Origin of the sequence: Leisingera sp. ANG-S5, from assembly GCF_000813925.1 — a bacterium.
In the GTDB taxonomy this organism is placed as follows: domain Bacteria; phylum Pseudomonadota; class Alphaproteobacteria; order Rhodobacterales; family Rhodobacteraceae; genus Leisingera.
Window position 1 is genome coordinate 325,621 of record NZ_JWLH01000003.1, and the last position, 19,385, is coordinate 345,005.

Genomic DNA, 19,385 nt, shown 5'->3' on the forward strand with positions numbered 1-19,385 from the left:
TGCGGTTTCAGTACAGCTGGGCAAGGATGACGGGCACCGTGACGGCCCCGAAAAGCGTTGACAGAACAATGGCCGACGCGCCGGTTTCACCGACTGAGTGGCGGCCGCAGAACACCGCATAGGATAGAAACAGCGGCATGGACGAAAACAGGACCGCGTCCCGCGCTACCGGGTCCTGCCAGCCGAATACAGCGCAGAAGGCACCGCCGACCACAAACGGGTGGATGATCAGCTTGGCCGCGGTGACGGCCGCGACACGCGGTCCGCTGCGCGACACCCGGAATTGCAGGATACTGCCGCCGATCACGAACAGCGCGATGAACGGCGCGGCGGCGACGATTGACGTGACCACCCGGTCCAACCATTCCGGCAGGGTGAGGCCGGTCGCGAGGAAGGCGAAACCGGCGGCCAGACCCAAGACGACTGGGCTGTGCGCCAGTGCTTTCAATGCGGCGCCAAAGGCGTTCTGACCGGATGTGTTCTCGGCCAGCAGCGCCAGTGTAGTCACGACCGGGATGATGATCGCGACTTCGGCGAACACGACCCAGGAAAAGACCTTGGCCGCGCTGCCGGGTATGAAGGCCGAGGCAATTGGGAAGCCGAGAAAAATGGTGTTGGCGGCCGCCCCGCCGAGCGCCAGGATAATGCGCTGCGGGGCCGGTTCGTGCAGGGCAAAGCGCAGGACGGCCCACAGAACCGCGCTCGACACTAGCGATGCGGCGCCAAAGACGAATGCGTTGAGCCAGGAGAAATCCGCTAGCGTTTCGCCGTTTGCGATGGCGGAAAACAGCAGCACTGGAATGCAGGCATTCATCACGAACCGGTTCAGGACCGGCAGGCCGTCTGCGGGAAACCATCTGCGGGACACGAAGAGGCTGCCGATCCCGATCATCGTGAAGATCGGCAGCATCAGGAGCAGGACATCGGTCATGGTGAATCACTCTGGAAGGCGCCGCTTGGGCGCGCGTGCATGTTGCCCGGCGCAGAGTCGGAGCTGGCATCAAGGTGCCAGCGCTGCATTTGAACAAGCGCGGCGCGGTGTGCGGCGGCGGCCCCTTTATTGATAATCTTGCGGTTTGAAGACGCTGTCGAAGAAGGTTGAAAGTGCAGCGAAGCCGTCAAGCGGCAGGATGTGCGCCACGTATTGGTCCGGCCGGACAACGATCATGCAGCCCTGTTTGCAGTCAATGCCGCGCATCGCGTAGATGTCCTGCCCCAGTTTGTAGTCGGTGCAGAAGATCTTCTCGAAGTCGCGCAGCCCGTAGCGGCCTTTGGCCGGGCGCAGCAGGCCCGGCATATTCTCGAAGTTCAGCGCCTTGAAATCCTGCTGGAAGATGGCGCGCAGGTCGATCAGTGCATCGATGTCCTCGACCGCGCGCGTGTAGCGCCGGACCGGTGAGGCAGGGTCGCTGCTCAGATAGGCGCAAAGATCGTGGATCGCTCCGCCCGCAGTCCCGTCGTCATTCCGTCCGGCAAAGGCGTAGATGCGCCATCGCCCGTCTGCCTCGGCAACGTGGCCCAACTGCATGGGCTTCGCATCGGATAGCCTTAGAGCCGGCGCCGAATGGAAGCGCTTGCCCACGATTTGACCTGTGGCAAGCGACTGGTGTGCCGACTCGGCGATGATCCGCGAAGGTTCGTAGTGAACGGCAAGCCCGCCGGTAAACTCCAGGTTTTCGATAAACTGCTTCTGAAACCGGGGCATTTCGCTGCCATCAAGTTCGGATTCGCCCGGCGGAGCGCTCATAACGCGCGCCCACTTGTGATCGGTCTCAACTAACCGCTTGGCTTCCAGCTGACGTTCGGCCGAGTAACTATGCAGCAGGCCCGGGTCTGACCGGCCGGTCAGAACATGGGCAAGTTTCCAACCGAGGTTGAAGGTGTCGCCCATGGAAACATTCATACCTTGCCCCGCCTTGGGGCTGTGGGTGTGGCAGGCATCCCCGGCGGTGAAAACGCGGGGTGTCCGGTGGGCAATCTCATCCGCGGGGACATCATCGAACTTGTCGGTCAGCCTGTGGCCGATCTCGTAGACCGACCACCAGACCACCTCTTTGACGTCGATGGAGTAGGGGGCCATGATCCGGTTCGCCGCAGCGATAATATCGCCGGCTGTCAGGTTGCGGTTCGACACCCGTTCATCCGGATTGAGCTTGTCGAGTTCGACATACATCCGGAATAGATAGCCGCCTTCGCGCGGGATGATCAGGATATTGCCTTCCTTCGCTGACTGGATCAGGCACTTCCTGCGCAGATCCGGGAAATCTGAATTTGCCAGAATATCCATAACCCCCCAGGCCTGATGCGCCGCATCTCCGTGTAACTTGCCACCGATTGATTTGCGCACTGTGCTGCGCGCGCCGTCGCAACCGACCACATAATTCGCGCGCACCGAAACAGTGTCACCTGCGCTGCCATCTTCGGCCACGTGTTCCAAGGTAACAGTAACGGGGTGATCGTCGCTGCCGCTGTCAATCGCCAGGTCTTTGACGCGCAGCCCGTAATGGGGTTCCAAACGTGTTGGGGCGTTCTTCATCACGTCGAGGAACAATTGGTGTATCCTCGCCTGGTTCACGATTGTATGCGGCATCTCCGACTGATCATCGGCCACGTCCTGAGCGATCCCGACGCGGTGGATATGGCTCGGATCGGCGGGGTCCGGTTTCCAGAACGCCGTCTGGTTCACCCAGTATGCTTCGCGCTTTACCTTTTCTACGAATCCAAAGGCCTGAAACATTTCCATCGAGCGGACGCTGACGCCATCGGCTTGCCCTTTTTCCATAGCCCCGTGTTTTGGTTCGACAATCATAGTCGAAATTTCTGGAAAACCCGCCAACTGTGCCGCGAGACACAGCCCCGCGGGTCCACACCCGGCAATCAGTACATCAACCTTTTGCGGGATTTCGTTTGCGTTCGAGGTGGCACGACCAAGACCAGGTGCTGGTGGTTTGACATCGGGATCACCAGGTTTGAACCCGTCAACGTAGTACTGCATGGCCAACTCTCCGCTTCACCGCTTTCTGACTGGTTATTACTGATTGTATTATTCAGCCCCCCCTCAAGTAAGGTATGCATGCATACCATTCCGGTTGGCCAGCGCATTCATGCTGTTACTGCTGGTTGCTCTGCCCCAGGGTAGAAACCGGGCTGAGAGGTGTGCGGTTAAGATTAGAGTCCCCGTTGATTTCGCAAATTTCAGTATGCCCGCCGGCTGCGTGACGAAGCCAGCCTGCGGGGGCACCGCACCGGACTGAAGGTGGCAGCGCTAAGCGGCAAGATTCTTGCCCGCTTCCATGATGCGCCGGCAGACCAGGCCGGGGTCATCCAAATCGCGGGACAACAGCAGGACCAGTTTCGCCAGCAGTGCAGCGTGCTGTTCTTCTCCTGCGGCGTCCAGCGCACGGGCCAGGGTTTCAAAAACGGATTCGAGGTCTTCCGGTGTCATTTGATTTCTCCTGCTGTGGCGCTGGCGAAGGCCTGCCGCAGAGCGTCAGGTGTGGCTTGGCACCAGCGGGCGGCAATATGGGTGTCGGGCCGGATGAGATAGGCGCTGTCCGGAGAGGCAGAAAGCAACCGCGCGGCGTCGGAACCCGGTGGCAATACGATATGTGTCAGGCCCAGCTCAGCAGCAGTTTCGGCCAACGCTTCCCCGAAGGTGACGAGACTGAAGCCGGAGCCCAGAAGGCCGGAGAGAAACCCGTCTGAGGTGCGGGCGTCGGGCAACACCGTGCCAGGCTGCGGGCCACCTTCGAAGCCCGTATCGTCGGCCCAGACGGCAGGGCTGGCGGCATAACTGTAGGGAGTCATCTGCCGGGGGTTGGCCAGCTCGCCTGCGAACGGATGGCTTAGCGCGAGGTTCAGCGCGGCGTCCCGCATCAACTGCCAGCCGGGGCTGGGCGGGGTCATGAACCGGGCCGACTTGGATGCATTGGCGAAGACATCCAGCGTCGCGCCGCGGCGTTCCGGCGTGTAGCTGTCCAAAAGCGCTGTCCCGGCTTTTCCTTGCAGCACCCAGGCCAGTTTCCATGCGATGTCACAGGCGTCGGCCAAGCCGTTGTTCAGGCCGCGCACGCCGAAGATCGGCACGATATGGGCGCTGTCGCCGACGAAGAACACGCGTCCGTCACGATAATCATCAAGCGCCAGCGTGTTGGCGGAATAGACGCTCCACCATTCCAGCTCCCAGTCGCCGTCATGGCCAATCTCCCGCAGCACTGCGCTGACCGAGGCGCGCACGGTTTCCTCGCGGATGGCCTCTGCCTCATCCTCGCCGTCGCGCAGCTGGTAGTCGATGCGCCAGATGTCATCGGGCTGCTTGTGGACCAGAACGGTGCCGCCGCGGCGGCAGTCAGGGTCGAACAGGGCGCGGCGGATGGTGGGGTAATCGTGCTGCATCTTCACATCGGCGATGACATAGCGGCCCTCGTAGTTCTCTCCCTTCAGGCGCAGGCCGCGCAGTTTGCGGATGGCACTGCGGGCGCCGTCCGCAGCCAGCACCCAAGCTGCGTAGACCGTATAAGTGCCGTGCGGATCCTCGACTGTCAGGGAGATGCCGTCGGGGGTGTCCCTTGCCCCGGTGACCCGGCTTTGCCAGCGGGTTTCGATCAGCGGCTCGCGGGCGATGGCGTCCCACAGAAATTGCTCGATGTACTGCTGCTGAATGTTGTACATCGGCCGGTATTTCTCGGCCGGGCTATCGGGCATATCGAACTCGAGGATCTGGCGGCCGCGGTAGAAGCTGCGCCCGGTGGTCCAAGGCAGTGCTTTTTCCAGGAAGGGCGCCACTGCGCCGATACGCTCAAAGATGCGAAAACTGTGGCGGGCGACACAGATGGCGCGGCTTCCGTCGTTGAAGGTGGATTTGGCGTCAAACAGCACCGATGGCACGCCGTGGCGGGCCAGTGCGAGTGCTGCTGTCATGCCCACAGGACCGGCGCCCACGATGGCGACCGGAGTATCAGATTCTAGCCTGCTGCGGTCTGCCGGCGGATCGAAATGCGGGTAGGTGAAGTAGAGCGAGTCGGTGTCGCCGCGGCCTGCCGGTCTCATTGGTAAGTTCCTCCTTGCGTGGAAAAAACATAGCTGCCCGGCTGGCGTCCTGTCTGTCCTCCTTGAGGGGGGACATGATAGCTTGTGGCGATGGCATCCTGTATCCAGCATATCGATACTTGTCTTGCGCTGCTGGGCAGCGGCGGCTTTGCGCCGGCGTTTTCAGAGTTCATGGAAACGTTGGGGGCCGATCAGGTCATGGTGTTTGCGATCACTGAAGGGAATGCGCGCTGCCTGTTCTCGCGCCATTACCGAAGTGCAGCTCTAGCCGAGGAACTGTCAGCGCAATATCTGGATGGCTGGTATCTGCAGGATCCGCTTTTGCCTGAACTGATGCAGGCGCAGCCTGGCACAGTCCGGCTGAGGCGGCTGGAGACGATTGCCGAAACGATGGGCAGCGACTACCGGCGGATATTCTTTGACACGCCGGGGCTGCGGGCCAAGACCACTGTGCTGGCCGCCGGAGTGCGGCTGAGGCTGTTCGTAAGCCTGTACCAGACGGGTGGGGCACAGCCGGACTGCGACGCGGATTTAGCGCGAGTTGCAGGCCGGTTGGCGCTGATGCATTTCGAAAGTACCTCCGGCAGCGCCACTCCACCGGCTCTGGACGCTTTGAGTGAGCGGGAGCGGGCGGTCTGCCTGGGTATTCTGGTGGGGCAGAAGGCGGAGGTGATCGCAGCGGCTCTGGAGGTCGCGCCCAATACCGTAATCACCTACCGTAAGCGCGCCTATGCCAAGCTGGGGATCAATTCGCGTGCGGGGCTGTTCTCGCTGTGCAGAGACCTTGGTGCCTCGAGCTGACATTGCTGCCAAGCTGGCGGCCGGTCTGCGGCAGTTTCCACAGAAAAAGTCCCGTTCAGGCAATGAAAACCTGAACGGGTTTCGGAGTTCACCCTACCGTGCTTCCCAGCCAAAGGGTCAGGGCAGGGAAGGCGATCAGCAGAGCCAGCCTGGCTACATCGGCGACGATGAACGGCACCAGCCCTCTGAAGATCTTTACCACCGGGACTTCCGGCAGCACGGCCTTGAGAACAAAGACGTTCATACCGACGGGTGGCGTGACAAGGGCAATTTCAGTCACCACGATCACAATGATGCCGAACCAGACCAGGTCAAAGCCTTGGGAAACCACCACCGGTGCGAACAGAGGCACGAAGATCAGAATGATGGCCATAGAATCCATCACGCAGCCCAGCACAAGGAACACCGCCATGATAACGAAAATCAGCGCGATGCCTTCGAGCCCGGTCGACTCAACGAGCCCCAAAACACCCGCGGCAAGCCCAGACAGAGTGAGCAGCTTAGACAGCATCAGTGCGCCGAAAAGCACAGTGTAAAGCGATACCGAGGTATAGGCGGTATCAATGATAATGGTGCGCAACACGCTCCAGCCGAGCCGCCCGTGAAAAGCCGCTATCAGGATGGCAAGACCAGCTCCCATGCCAGCGGCCTCAGTGGGGGTGAACAGCTTGGCATACAGCCCGCCGATGATCAGCCCAAACAGCAGCAGGAAAGGCCAGACGCCGGACAGCGCACGGAGCTTTTCCGGCCAGGGGGTGTTTTCCCCGCGCGGCGCATGGCTTGGGTCAAGAGCCGCAACGATGCGGATCGCCACCATGTAGGCGACCAGACCGATCAGCCCCGGCACAACTCCGGCGATAAACAAGTCGCCGATGTTGGTCTGGGTCAGAATTCCGTAGACCACCATGATGATCGAGGGCGGGATCAGGATGCCGAGTGTGCCGCCGGCGGCAATGGTGCCGGCCGCCAGCTCGTCGGAGTAGCCGTATTTTTTCATGCTCGGATAGGACACCTTGGCCATGGTGGCGGCGGTGGCATAGCTGGAGCCGCAGACTGCGGAGAAGCCGGAGCAGGCGGCCATGGCGGAAAGCGCCAGCCCGCCGCGCACGTTGCCCACAAAGGCATATGCGGCGCGGAACAGATCGTGGGCGATGCCGGTCTTGGAGATGACGTTGCCCATCAGGATGAACATAGGCACTACGGCAAGGTCATAAGATAGCACCGCGTCCGAGATCGTCAGCGGCACCAGCTGCAGCGCAATGTTCCAGTTGATCGCCAACCCGATACCTATGACCGAAACAGCGAGCAGCGAAAAGGCCAGCGGGATCCTGAGGAAGGCAAGCAGGATGGCCGCAGCCATGGATAGAGAACCGGCAATCATAACACTTCCTCCTTATGGGTGTTTTTGGCGTCGGCCAGCGGCCTGCCGAGGACCACGGCAAAGGCGGCCAGTGCAGACAGTGCGCAGCTCAGTGCCATGAAGAAATAGAGCGGTGCGCGCGGCACCCAGAGCGCCTGGCTGACTTCAGAAATGCTCGAGGCATTGAGGCCGTGCTTGACGAACAACCAGGCCATCAGACCGAGCACAGCTGCCACCAGAAGCCCGGTCAGCACACGCCACCATGCCAACCCAGGGCGGTCCAACAGTTTGTCGAGAAGATCGATTGTCAGATGCGCCCCCGCGGAGGTCACCAAAGGCAGGCCGGAAAAGACTACCAGCGCCATCAGGTGTTCGGTGATGTCGTTTGCACCGTAAACCGGTTCGCCGAACAGGCGCCGTCCGATCACATCGGTGAAGGTTAGGGCCACCATGGCCAGCAGAAACAGTGCCATTGCCGTTTCTACTGTCCGGCGGATTTTCAAAGCTAAAGCACGCATCCTGCGGCCTCCTCTTGCAGAAAGGGGGACGGTCACACCGTCCCCGAGTGGATTGCCCGGAGAGGGCTATTCTGCAGCCAATTCGGTGTAGGTCTCTCTGTAGAAGCCAAGCATCGCAGCCGGGTCTTCCACGCCGGCAGCCTTTGCCTTTTCGGTCCACTCCGACACCATCTCGTCGTAGATACTGTTCACCTCGGTAATCAGCTCGGGAGTGGCTTCGGCAATTTCGTGACCTTCAGCGGCCAGCTTCTCCGATGCAGCTGGGTTTTGGTGATCGAAGTTCTTTCCCCATGCAGCCGACAGGGCCTCACCGGTGACGGCTTCGATCGCCGCTTTGTCGGCATCACTGAGCCGGTCCCATTTGGCGCCATTCATGATCACGAAGAAGGTTGCGTCATAGAAACCGTTCGGAAAAATTGTATGATGCTTGAGGCTGTCCTCGAGCCTGAAGTTGACCACAGATTCCATGGTGTGGAGCGAGCCATCGATGACGCCGCTTTCCAGCATTTCGTAGGCTTTTGTGGCGGGCGCCGCGACGGGAACCGCCCCCAGTTTGGTCAGCAGCTGCTCCTGGATCGGGCCACCCATGCGGAACTTCTGGCCGCTCACATCCTCGGGTGTGGTCACAGCGGCGCTGCCGTGGTGCAGCTGCCCGCCTCCAAACATGCCTACGGCCAGCATCTTGACCCCATCAAAAGCAGGGTTGCCGGCCAGAAACTTCTCGTAGGTTTGCCACAGCGCCCGGCTTTGTGCCTCGGCGTTGGTGCCGGCGTTGGGGAATTCCGCGAACCACAGCGGTACGAAACGCTCCGGCTCGTAAGTGAAATTACCCCAAGTGATGTCGGCGACGCCGTTGCGGGCCAACTCCCAGTGCTGCGGCGGGCTGGCCAGCGGCGCGGGCAGGATGGTTACGGTGACACGGCCTTCGGTGACCTCGGTGACCTTTTCAGTGAAGGGCACGAGAAAGTCGGTATGCACGAAATGGGTCGGCGGCACCCAGGACGACATTGTCAGCGTTTCCGCGCTGGCGGCTTGAACCGTTGCGGTCAGGATTGCGGCGACAGCGGCCGCGCCTTTGAGCAGTTTGATGGCAGGGTTGATCATTTGTTTCCTCCCTTGGATGAATGATCGTGGTTATTCAGGCTTGTGGATGCGGATCGGGCACCCCGCGGGTCCGGCTTTTGGCCAGGTCGGCAAAAATCGCAGCGCCGAGCGGAATGACCGACGGGTCAAATACGAATTCGGGGTGGTGCGGCGCACGTCCGTCCTGGCCGATGAAGAAGTAGCTGCCCGGCACCCGGTTCAGAAATTCTGAGAAATCCTCGGAGGCCATCAGATTTCGGGCATCCGCAATAACTTTGTCTGCTCCGGCGACCCGCCTGGCCGAGGCCGTCACTGCGGCGACGGCGTCACTATTGTTGAAAGTCACAGGAGCAACTTTGGTGACCTGAAGCTCTACCGCGACGCCGTAGAGGTGCTCGGCCGCAGTGGCGGCTTCTTGAAGCAGGGTGGCCAGCCTGTCGCGTACCTCGGGCGCGTTGGTGCGCATTGTGCCTTCGATGGAGACCTCAGCAGGCAACACATTGCGAGCCGTGCCACCCGTGAGAACGCCAAAGGAGATCACACCGGCTTCCCGCGCATCGATGATCCGGGTCGACGTTTGCTGTACCAAACCGATGAAGGCCGAGGCCGCAGCAATGGCGTCCTCGCCAGTATGCGGCATCGAACCGTGGGCACCATTGGCGCGAATGGTGACGTCGATGTTGTCAGCTGAGGCCATTGCTGCAGTTGATGGTATACCGACTTTGCCCGCCGGCAGGCCGGGCAGGTTGTGCAGGGCGTAGATCTCGTCGCAGGGAAAACGCTCGAACAGGCCGTCGGCCAGCATTGCGCGGGCACCGGTCAGCAATTCCTCGGCAGGCTGGAAGATGAAATGCACGGTGCCTTCGAAATCTGGGCTGTGCGCCAGATAGGCGGCTGCAGTGAGCGCGGTGACGGTGTGGCCGTCATGGCCGCAGCCGTGGAACCTCCCTTCCACCTTTGAGCGGTAGGGCACGTCGGCCTCTTCTGCCATCGGCAGTGCATCCAGTTCGGCGCGAAAGCCGATGCGGCGGCCCGGTGCAGCATCACTGGCGCCTGCACCGTGCAAGGTTCCGACGACACCAGTGCCACCGAGGCCAGTGGCAACTTCATAGCCGAATTCCGTTAGACGGCTTGCTACGAAGGCAGCGGTCTTGGTTTCTTCGAAGCCAGTTTCGGGATGGCTGTGAAGATCGTGCAGCCAGCTCTCAGAAATGGGCTTCTGGATGCTATACCACTCTGCAAACATGCGACGGGTCTCCATTATATCTTACGGCAAGATGGTTGTGCCGTGAGATTAAATTTGCAAACTAGTTGGAGTTTAAGAATATTGCTTGATGAAATCAGGGTATCGCTTGATACTTTTCCTGCACCGCGGCTCAGTAAATACGGATCTAAATGAAAATGAACAAAGCCTTCAGGAACGAAAGATTGACTTACCGGCTCGAGCTCGTGGCGCAGGAAGCGATCAGCGCCAATGACGAGATATTCTTGCGCGAAACGGGCTTCCGGATCCGGGAATTGCGGGTTTTAAGGCTAATTGACGACACACCTGGCACCACATTTGCGGAGATAGCCAAGGCGACGGGATTGGAGCGCAGCCTTACGTCGAGGATCATTCGAACCCTGTTGGGCGACGGCCTGATTGCGAGGGAGAACTCTCTCGAAGACGCCCGGGTGTTTCTGCTGACTACAACGCCCAAAGGGCAAAATATCCGTCGCATCGCCCGCCAGTTATCTGACCGTCTTGAGGTAATTCTGACTGAACCTCTGTCGGAACAAGAGCTTGCAACGCTTGACGGAATTCTCGACCGGCTCGGCAGCTGGATCACCTCGGAAGAATACCGGACTGCTTTGGCTATTGATTAGGCAGCCTGTTCTGACGTTTTTCCCATAGAACCCCTCAGTAAACGTTGCTGCTCGATCCAACCGGCCTTGCGGCGGCGCAGCGCCTGCGGTTACCTCCGCGGCGAGGCCATCTCGCGGCGGGCGACGGCAGACAGCCCAGTTGAGGGGCCAGACAACGAACGGTAACCTCTCCGGGCGTCCAAGTAAGGTGGGCAACTTCCAGCTATTTACTGCAAGAGCAAACAGGCCTCTGATCAGAGCAAGAGGCAGACCTTCACAGTGAGTGCGTTAGACTGTTCATTCGCCAGGCAGAACGTGACAATGCTCCGGCAGCCAGTGAACCAGAAGTCTCTGTCCTGCTCTGATGTCTACCGTCTTAAGTTCGTCATGTCCTTTTTGCACTTTAAGTTCCTGACCCTGATCGGTTTCCAGGAAGACAGTGGCAGAGGCCCCTGCAAATTCGCCGCCGACAACCGTGGCTTCAATGCTGTTTGCTGTCCAGGGCGTCCCAATGGCGGCTAAGGACATGTTCTCAGAACTCACCGCAAAAGCCAGCGAAGATCCTTCAGTCTTTTGTACTTCTGAAGACGCTTTCAATGTGAATGCCGAGTGTTCTGATGCGACTTGCCAAACTTCATTTCCGCCCGATTTGAGGCTGCCGGCAAACACGTTGGATGAGCCCAGGAAGTCCGCAACAAAGCGGTTGTGCGGTTCGCGGTATATTTCCTCGGGCGTACCGATCTGTTCAATCTTACCGCGGCTCATGATCACCACCCGGTCGGCCATGGAGAAGGCCTCGGACATCGAATGGGTAACGTAGACGAAAGTGATGCCCAGATCCTTTTGCAGGCCCGAAAGTACCGACTGCATACGGACTTTCAAATGGGCGTCAAGAGCGGAAAGCGGCTCGTCCAGCAGTAGGATCTTAGGTTCGGTCACCAGCGAACGGGCGAGCGCGACACGCTGGCGCTGGCCGCCGGACAGCTGCGAGATGTTGCGGTCAGCAAACTCCAGGATACCAAGCCGGTCCAGCCACTTGCGGGCCCGTTCACGCCGTTCACCCTTAGAAACTTTGCGCATCTTAAGGCTGAATTCGACATTCTCCTGCACCGTAAGGAAAGGGAACAGGGCCAGGCTCTGCCAGACCATCGGCGTGTCCCGCTCCCAAGTCGGCCTGCCGTTGATCTTCTCCCCGTCCAGAAAAATGCTGCCTTCGGTCGGATCCTCAAGTCCGGCCAGCATCCGCAAGGTGGTTGTCTTGCCGCAGCCCGAAGAGCCCATGATTGCCAGGAATTCGCCGCGGGCTATTTGGAAGTCGGCCCTTTCAACAGCGGTGAAGCTGCCGAACTTTTTAACAACGTTGTCAAAATGCACGATTGGAGTGTCCAGCATGGCTCTGTCCTGTCTGTTAAGAGGTTTTGGCGTTTGGATTGCGCATCAGAAGCTGGGCAATCACGATGAAGGAGATTGAGCTGACAAAGGCGAGCGAGCCGATGGCATTGATCCGGGGGCTGACCTGGCCCTGAAGGAAGCCCAAAACCTTGACTGGCAGGGTCTCGTTCAGGCCCGACACAAACCAGGCCACCGCGAACTCGTCAAAGGAAACAGCCATGGTGATGAACAAGGCGGCATAGATTGCGGGTTTGGTAAAGGGGATGATCACATGGCGCATTGTCACCCATTCATTGCCGCCCAGGTTCCAGGCTGCGGCTTCCAGATCCGGGTCCATCTGCGACAGGCGCAATCGGATGATGGCCATGGCAAAGGGGCTGCACATCACGCCGTGGGCAATGACGACTGAGACCACGTTGCCGGAAAGGCTGATACGGGAGAGGAAGGCCAGCATCGCCAGGCCCATGATTACCACCGGGATGGTGGGCGGCAGCAGGGCCAGGGCCAGGTAGGCGGTTTTGCCAAAGAACTTGTAGCGGAAGTCGGTGTAGGCGCCGCCAAATCCCAGCAGCGTGGCAATCGCTGCAACGCAGGCGCCAACCAGCAGAGTGTTGAAGAAGCCGGCCCAGACCAGCGGATCTTCCCAGATTAGCCGGTACCATTCAGTTGAGAACGAGCCGAGCGGCAGCGAAGGAAAGCGGTCCGAGTTTAGTGAGAAAACAAAGCTGCCGACAATCGGTGCAAAGATGAAGATCAGGCACAGCGTGATATGCAGCTTCAGAAGGCCGTCGATAATGGGGTTGCGGTTACCGGTCATTTTCCAGCCTCCCTGTAAGCGAATTTGATGGCGGCAAAGGCTACTGTCAGGAGTGTGGCGATCATCGTTAGAGCCACTACCGCGGCGCGCGGCCATTGCTGCCCGGATTTGGTGATGTCGGTGATCATGATCGAAAGGGTCGGCGGGTTGCCTCCGCCCAGGTAAAGGGGGCTCACAAAGTCGCCAAAGCTGAGGATGAAGGCGAAGAGACCCGCGATCACCAGACCGGCTTTGGCGGAAGGTATGATCACTTCCAATACTGTCCGCAGGCGGCCGCAACGCATGTTGTGGGCGGCCTCGACCAGATCACGGTTCACAAAATTCAGGCTGAAGACTTGCAACAGGATTACCAGCGGCAGGCACAGGGTGGCATAACCGGTGAGGGTGCCAAAGCTGTTGTTGAGCATCGGATACGGGCCGAGGCCAAAGTAACCCAGGAAGGCATTAAGGATGCCCGCGTCGGACAGGAAAACCTGCAGCGAATAGACCCGGACCAGATAGCTGGTGAAGAAAGGGATGATCAGGACGAAGATCATCCAGCGTTTCGCATTTTCGCCCAGTTTGAACGAGATCGCATAAGACGCCGGGAAAGCCGTCAAGCTGATCAGCACCGCACTGGCAGAAGCCAGCAGCAGGGTCCTAAAGTAGGCATCCCAGAACACGCTGCGGGAATAGATCTTGACCCAGTTCACAGTGTCAAAATCGGGCTGCATTTGAAAATTCCGCACCGTCCAGAAACTGAGCGCCACCAGAAACGCCAGAGGAAACAAAAAGAAGGCCAGCTGCCAGATAAGTAGAGGCAGCGAGAACGTCAGTGAAAACAGATTCGGCCGTGTATTCATTGGTCTTTCAGCGCCGGGAGGCAGCTGACCTTCAGTTGGGCACCGGTAGCCGGGGGAAGAGACAGCTCCGGTGCTGGTGGGGTTAGGCGCCTTTGTAATCGGACCAGAAGTCGTTCCAGTCCTCGAGGCTTTGCTGCACTGGCAGCTGGCGGTACTTGATGCGGTCTTCGCGGATCAGGTCCATGGCGTTGTGCTGGCCCAGCACCATGTTCTGCCTCTTGGCTTCGGCCGGGTTCGCCTCATTCAGAACGACCCAGCCCTTCTTGTTGGGGATCAGCGCCGGGTAGGCCGCCATGTCCGCCGATTTCGCCTGACCTTCCGGCGAGGTGATGTACTGGATCCACTTGCGCGCCATCTCCTGATTGCGAGAACCCTTGCCGATCGAGAAGCTCTCGGTCCACTGCAGGCCACCTTCCTCCGGAATGGCGGTGCGCACATTGGCGCCGTTTTTTTCGAGCACGCCGGTGATCCAGTCGCCAATGCCCGCAAAGGCAGTCATCTGACCGTTCTTCAGCGACGAGAAAGTACCGCCATAGTCAAAGAATCCGCCCACCTGGCCGCGCAGCGCCATGGTGCTGTCCTGCACTTGCTGCCAAGCCTCGTCACTCAGGTCGAAGGGATCAGAATTGCCGTTCAACAAGCTGATCTGCCCCAAATTTGGAAGGTGCCAGTCGAAATGGCCTAGCTTGCCAGTCAGACGGCTGTCGCTGAAGATGTTGTAACTGGCTGCATCGCTCTCGCTCAGCACATCGGCGTTATAGGAAATGCCCAGGAAGCCGAACCGGGTGATCACTGAATAGAGCTTGTCGTCTTTCCAGTGGCCTGGGAATTGCTGGAACTCCGGGAAGAAGTCGTCAAAGGCATAGTCATTTGAGTCCAGTTCCTCAATGTAGCCGGCCGCGTTCAACTGCTGCACATATTCGGCGTCGGACAGGATGACGTCATATGTGCCCGGCGGCGACTGGGCGATCAGCCCCAGCATGTTGTCGCCTCCGGTGTAGTATTTCGGGGTGAACTTCACATTGTGCTGCTCTTCAAATTCGCCAACGATATCAGGCTCCGCGTGGCCGTACCAAGCCAGCATCGACAAGTTCACGGTTTCCGCCGCAGCGCGGATGGACAGGAACGGGGTTGCGAGCGCCGCGCCTGCGGCCGACTTCAGCAGCGCCCGCCGGGTGGGATGGGTGAGTTTGGCAGTCATGTCAGTCTCCTTGCTGGTTCTATTGCGCAGCTGTTGCCGCAGCGCTTGCCGGAGAGCGATCTCCGAATTCTTTCCGCAGCGCTTTGACGATCCCTGCGGTGCAGACATTGAGAAGCAGCTCGCCCTTTTCGGCCGAGGCATCCTTGGGGGAAGACAGGGTGCCGGTTGCGGGCGTCCAGTCCTCGTGCGGGGGGTAGACGTCATATGGCGGGAATTCGGCCGGCGCATGGTCGATTGCGTCCTGCAGCCACACCAAATCCGGGTAAAGCTTGAGCATCAGTGAAGTTTCCAACACACCGCCGTGTTCGATGTCCCAACCCAGGAAGCCGTCCGGGTAGAGCTTGGCGATTGAGTCATCGCTGACAAAATCCCAGTAGGACAGCACCACAATTTTCAAATCGGTAATGCCGTCCCAGCGCAGTTCCCGCAGGGCCAGATCGATGCCCTCAACGATGAACCAGGAGTTCTCAAAATGGCCGTTCACCAGGCAGATCTGGCGGTTGCCGTGGCGGGCGAATTCCTTGATCACGTCTTTCAATGCGTTGACCAGACTGCTGCCATCCAGACTGGTAGTGCCGGGAAAGAAGTTCCCGCCTCCGGATTTCTGGTGTGATTTGTATCCATAGGTAAAGGGCGGAGCGACAAGGCTGCCGGTCTCTGACGCCACCCTGCGGGCAAACTCGGTCGGCAGCAGCACGTCTACATGCATTGGCATGTGATGCCCGTGCTGTTCCATCGATCCGATCGGGATCAGAATGGGGGTGCTGCCACCTGTGACGCGCGATTTATACTCCGGCCAAGGCAGCTCGGCGGCAAAAACTGAAGCTTTCTTCATGGGGAGGCTCAATCCGGGAAGTTAAGGTTGGCTTTACTTTGACTCCAGATGCGCCATGTGGGAAATTGATAGTGGCAATGATAGAATAAGATTTGTAAATGTCTCGAAAGTTCACGAACCTGCAAACTGACTTGCTGCGCACCTTTGTGACGGCAGTCGATCTAGGGAATTATACTGAAACCGGACAAACTCTTGGCCGAACCCAGCCGGCGATTTCCTTGCAAATCCGTCGCCTGGAAGAGCTCAGCGGCTGCAAACTGATCGTGCATCAGGGCAAGGAGTTGACGCTTACGGAAGATGGCCATGCTCTGATCGGGTTTGCCCGTGAAATACTGCGGCTGAACGACAGCGCTGTGGCTCGGCTGTCGCGTTCCAGCATTCAGGGCGTGCTGCGGGTCGGCCTGCCGATCGACTATGCAATTGGTTTCTTTCAGGAGATCATTTCGGACTTTGTTTCTGAAAACCCGGCCGTCACGCTGGACATTCGCTGCAATTGGAGCCGCGATCTTTTGAGTAAGCTGCATGCGGACGAGTTGGATATGACAATTGCCATTACCGACTCCATGCCGGCGCCATATGTCTCGCACTACTGGTCTGAACGTCCCAAATGGGTTTGCGCAAAGGGGTTTCATTTCAATCCGGATGAGCCGTTGCCGCTGGTTCTGCACCCGGAGGGATGCGTTTACAGGGGTCGGGTGATCGAAGCGCTGAATGGTGAAGGACGCAAATGGCGGATCGCTTTTGAGAGCCCCGGCATCTCGGCACTGCAGAACGCGGTGGCCAGCGGCTGGGGCATTTCTGCCCTTACAACTAAGACCCTGCTCCCGGGCATGCGTATCCTGACACCGGACATCGGATTTCCGCAGCTGGCGCGAATACATGTCGGGTTGTTCTACAAACATGTGCGCCAGAGTGAGGCTGCACTGAAATTGATCGAACAGATAGCTGGAGGCGTTGGGGGCTTCCGTAAGACTCTGAAGCCGACGTCCGGGTAGGATGGATTTGGGTTATTTATAGTAGGATCATATCTATTAATTTTTTGAGATCTTTTTTCGGTGTTACCGACTGGGACACGCTCCGAAGAAAGGATCAAACATGTCTGAAGATATGCTCCACGTCATGGAATGGCACAATGGCGAGAAGGATTTTTCGCCATTCTCTGACCAGGAAATGAAACGCCGCCAGGACGAGCTGCGCGGCTGGATGGCAAAACAAAACGTCGATGCGGCGCTGTTCACGTCCTACCACTGCATCAACTATTATTCTGGCTGGCTGTACTGCTACTTCGGGCGCAAGTACGGTATGGTAATCGACCAAAAAGATGCGACCACGATTTCCGCGGGCATTGATGGCGGTCAGCCTTGGCGCCGCAGCTTCGGAAACAACATCACCTATACCGACTGGCGCCGCGACAATTTCTATCGGGCTGTGCAGGAGCTTACCAAGGGGGCTAAGCGAGTCGGTATCGAGTTCGACCACGTGTCGCTGGACTATCGCCAAGCGCTGCAGGATGCGCTGCCGGATGTGGAATTCGTCGATGTGTCTGGCCCCTCCATGTGGATGCGGACGATCAAATCCGATGAGGAGCTGAAACTGATTCGCGAAGGCGCGCGGATTTGTGATGTGGGCGGCGCAGCGGTGGCCAATGCGGTGAAGGCAGGTGTGGCCGAGCATGAAGTGGCAATTGCCGGAACCAATGCGATGATCCGTGAAATTGCAGCTTCGTTCCCCTTTGTTGAACTGATGGACACCTGGACCTGGTTCCAGTCCGGCATCAACACCGACGGCGCCCACAACCCCGTCACCAACCGAATTGTGCAGTCCGGCGATATCCTCAGCCTCAACACCTTTCCCATGATCTTTGGCTACTACACTGCGCTGGAGCGGACCTTGTTCTGCGACCATGTGGACGACGCCAGCCTGGACATCTGGAAAAAGAACGTCGCCGTGCATGAGCGCGGGCTGGAGCTGATCAAGCCCGGTGCAAAGTGCAAGGATATCGCGTTGGAGCTAAATGAGATGTACCGGGAGTGGGATCTGCTGAAGTACCGCTCATTCGGTTACGGTCACAGCTTTGGGGTGCTAAGCCACTATTACGGCCGCGAGGCCGGGGTCGAGCTGCGCGAGGATATCGATACCGAGCTGAAGCCCGGCATGGTGGTGTCGATGGAGCCAATGGTCATGCTGCCAGAAGGCACGCCGGGCGCGGGCGGCTATCGCGAGCATGACATTCTGATCGTAGGCGAAGACGGTGCCGAGAATATAACCGGATTCCCCTACGGCCCGGAGCACAACATTGTCGGCGGTAAGGCCTAAGATGCAGGGGAAGGCCGGAATACTGCTGCAGGGGCTGACCTGTTTGGTTGTCCTGGCTGGGTCCATTAGCCTGCTTTCGCTGGCCCCGGATCCGCAGCGGACCAGCGAAAGCGCCGCCAAATGGGTCTATTTGCGTCTGGCCTTCCCCGTCCCGCAATAACAACACACCGCGCCCGCGTGTGCGTTGCTTGAAAATGCCTGAATATCAAAACCCGGACAGAAGCTTGCTTTCTAATGTCCTGGAGACCGCCCATGCAAGACAACCGCTTCCTTCCGAAAGGCGCTGCCACTGTACGCTTCGACAGCGACGCGCCACCGAAGAAATTCCATTTTCTTCTGCTGCCCAAAACTACGATGTTGGCCTTCAGCGCCGCAATCGAACCGCTGCGGATTGCCAATCAGCTAACGCAGAAGGCGCTGTTTGAATGGCATGCGCTCAGCCCGGATGGCCTTCCGGTAACCTGCTCGAACGGCATTCCGATACAGGTTGATTCCGGGCTGGTCGACCTGGACCGCAATGCTTCGCTCTTTGTCTGCGCAGGGACGGAGCCAGCGCAATCCTATGACAGCCGGGTTGTCAGCTGGATCAGTCGCCAGAAAGCACATGGTGCAAGCGTTGGAAGCATCTGCACCGGCGCCTTTGCTTTGGCGGCAACAGGTGTTCTGACCGGTCGGCGGTTTACTCTGCATTGGGAAAATGCCCCGGGTTTTGTCGAGCTGTTTCCTTGTCTCAAGCCGTCCGGCAACTTCTATGAATCCGACCGCGGGCTCTACACCTGTGGTGGTGGCCATGCCGCAACTGACATGATGCTTGAAATCATTGAGGCCCAATGCGGCTCCCACCTTGCTTCCTGCGTTGCCGACATGTGCCTGCACAAACGCCCAGGAGCAGGCATGTCGCGGCAGATTTCGCCGGTGTCATCAATGCTTGGCTGCCGCAATCAGAATCTGATCCGTGCCGTGCGCTTGATGCAGGCGAACCTGGAAGAGCCGCTGGACATGGATAGAATTGCCAGTGCGCTGGCTGTCTCTCGCCGCCAACTGGAGCGCCTGTTCCAGAAATATGTCGGACAGTCGCCCTGGCAGTTCTACTTCGGCCTGCGGCTGGAGCGGGCCTTTTCCTTGCTGAACGAAACCGACCTAAGCGTGCGCGAGGTCGCCATGGCCTCAGGTTTTGAAAATGCCTCGTACTTCTCTAGGCAATTCAAGCGTAAGTTTGACCGTTCACCGCACAGTTTCCGCAAATCCTGGTCGCTTAGCAGCTGCGCGCCATAAGCATCCTTAATCCAGGTATTTGCAGTTCTCATTACCTGCCTCCCCACTGCT

The 19,385-nt window shown here is 58.9% G+C and carries 18 protein-coding genes; 5 read left to right on the forward strand and 13 right to left on the reverse strand.

Going from position 1 to position 19,385, the window contains the following annotated elements:
• Positions 1-7: 7 nt before the first annotated feature.
• The 4 genes from RA25_RS06340 to RA25_RS06355 form a co-directional block, all read right to left on the reverse strand.
• A complete protein-coding gene (locus RA25_RS06340; RefSeq protein WP_039170811.1) occupies positions 8-931 on the reverse strand; it encodes an AEC family transporter in 924 nt (307 codons plus the stop codon).
• A gap of 126 nt (positions 932-1,057) precedes the next feature.
• A complete protein-coding gene (locus RA25_RS06345; RefSeq protein WP_039170814.1) occupies positions 1,058-2,995 on the reverse strand; it encodes an FAD-binding monooxygenase in 1,938 nt (645 codons plus the stop codon).
• Positions 2,996-3,265: 270 nt separating this feature from the next.
• A complete protein-coding gene (locus RA25_RS06350) occupies positions 3,266-3,445 on the reverse strand; it encodes a hypothetical protein (protein WP_027233530.1) in 180 nt (59 codons plus the stop codon).
• A complete protein-coding gene (locus tag RA25_RS06355; protein WP_039170817.1) occupies positions 3,442-5,049 on the reverse strand; it encodes an FAD-dependent monooxygenase in 1,608 nt (535 codons plus the stop codon). Before RA25_RS06355 ends, RA25_RS06350 begins: the two co-directional genes overlap by 4 nt.
• Before the next feature lie 90 nt (positions 5,050-5,139).
• Here RA25_RS06355 and RA25_RS06360 point away from each other — a divergent pair, with 90 nt between their 5' ends.
• Entirely contained in the window at positions 5,140-5,850 is a 711-nt protein-coding gene (locus RA25_RS06360) for a helix-turn-helix transcriptional regulator (protein ID WP_039170820.1), read from the forward strand.
• Between the two features lie 88 nt (positions 5,851-5,938).
• Here the strand turns inward: RA25_RS06360 and RA25_RS06365 are convergent, their stop codons facing one another.
• The 4 genes from RA25_RS06365 to RA25_RS06380 all read right to left on the reverse strand — a co-directional run bounded on the left by RA25_RS06365 (position 5,939) and on the right by RA25_RS06380 (position 10,057).
• The gene (locus RA25_RS06365; RefSeq protein ID WP_039170821.1) at positions 5,939-7,231 is read right to left on the reverse strand and encodes a TRAP transporter large permease; all 1,293 of its coding nucleotides are present in this window, start codon (positions 7,229-7,231) and stop codon (positions 5,939-5,941) included.
• Positions 7,228-7,683 carry a TRAP transporter small permease gene (locus tag RA25_RS06370; RefSeq protein WP_241477374.1) on the reverse strand — a complete coding sequence of 152 codons (456 nt, stop codon included), beginning with the start codon at positions 7,681-7,683 and terminating at the stop codon, positions 7,228-7,230. The genes RA25_RS06365 and RA25_RS06370 overlap by 4 nt, the downstream gene beginning before the upstream one ends.
• 111 nt (positions 7,684-7,794) lie before the next feature.
• Positions 7,795-8,832 (reverse strand): TRAP transporter substrate-binding protein, encoded by a 1,038-nt coding sequence (locus RA25_RS06375; protein WP_052254179.1) that lies wholly within the window; start codon positions 8,830-8,832, stop codon positions 7,795-7,797.
• Positions 8,833-8,866: 34 nt separating this feature from the next.
• Positions 8,867-10,057 (reverse strand): amidohydrolase, encoded by a 1,191-nt coding sequence (locus RA25_RS06380; protein ID WP_052254180.1) that lies wholly within the window; start codon positions 10,055-10,057, stop codon positions 8,867-8,869.
• Positions 10,058-10,206: 149 nt separating this feature from the next.
• On the opposite strand from RA25_RS06380, the gene RA25_RS06385 reads away from it, so the two are divergent.
• The gene (locus RA25_RS06385) at positions 10,207-10,677 is read left to right on the forward strand and encodes a MarR family winged helix-turn-helix transcriptional regulator (protein ID WP_052254181.1); all 471 of its coding nucleotides are present in this window, start codon (positions 10,207-10,209) and stop codon (positions 10,675-10,677) included.
• A 276-nt stretch (positions 10,678-10,953) separates the two neighbouring features.
• On the opposite strand, the gene RA25_RS06390 is transcribed toward RA25_RS06385, so the two are convergent.
• From RA25_RS06390 to RA25_RS06410, 5 genes are all read right to left on the reverse strand, one after another.
• Positions 10,954-12,048, reverse strand: a complete 1,095-nt coding sequence (locus RA25_RS06390) for an ABC transporter ATP-binding protein (RefSeq protein ID WP_039170826.1) — start codon at positions 12,046-12,048, stop codon at positions 10,954-10,956.
• A gap of 16 nt (positions 12,049-12,064) precedes the next feature.
• The gene (locus RA25_RS06395) at positions 12,065-12,865 is read right to left on the reverse strand and encodes an ABC transporter permease (protein ID WP_039170827.1); all 801 of its coding nucleotides are present in this window, start codon (positions 12,863-12,865) and stop codon (positions 12,065-12,067) included.
• Positions 12,862-13,707, reverse strand: a complete 846-nt coding sequence (locus tag RA25_RS06400) for an ABC transporter permease (RefSeq protein ID WP_027233579.1) — start codon at positions 13,705-13,707, stop codon at positions 12,862-12,864. The genes RA25_RS06395 and RA25_RS06400 overlap by 4 nt, the downstream gene beginning before the upstream one ends.
• 82 nt (positions 13,708-13,789) lie before the next feature.
• Complete coding sequence (locus RA25_RS06405) at positions 13,790-14,908, reverse strand: polyamine ABC transporter substrate-binding protein (RefSeq protein ID WP_039170830.1); 1,119 nt, start codon at positions 14,906-14,908, stop codon at positions 13,790-13,792.
• 19 nt (positions 14,909-14,927) lie between these two features.
• Complete coding sequence (locus RA25_RS06410; RefSeq protein WP_039170833.1) at positions 14,928-15,743, reverse strand: creatininase; 816 nt, start codon at positions 15,741-15,743, stop codon at positions 14,928-14,930.
• Positions 15,744-15,841: 98 nt separating this feature from the next.
• Between RA25_RS06410 and RA25_RS06415 the strand changes: the two genes are divergently transcribed.
• From RA25_RS06415 to RA25_RS06425, 3 genes are all read left to right on the forward strand, one after another.
• A complete protein-coding gene (locus RA25_RS06415; RefSeq protein WP_027233582.1) occupies positions 15,842-16,738 on the forward strand; it encodes a LysR substrate-binding domain-containing protein in 897 nt (298 codons plus the stop codon).
• Between the two features lie 100 nt (positions 16,739-16,838).
• Positions 16,839-18,059 (forward strand): M24 family metallopeptidase, encoded by a 1,221-nt coding sequence (locus tag RA25_RS06420; RefSeq protein ID WP_039170835.1) that lies wholly within the window; start codon positions 16,839-16,841, stop codon positions 18,057-18,059.
• Positions 18,060-18,311: 252 nt separating this feature from the next.
• Positions 18,312-19,334: a GlxA family transcriptional regulator gene (locus RA25_RS06425; RefSeq protein ID WP_039170838.1), complete on the forward strand. Its 1,023-nt coding sequence runs from the start codon at positions 18,312-18,314 to the stop codon at positions 19,332-19,334.
• The last annotated feature ends 51 nt before the right edge of the window (positions 19,335-19,385 follow it).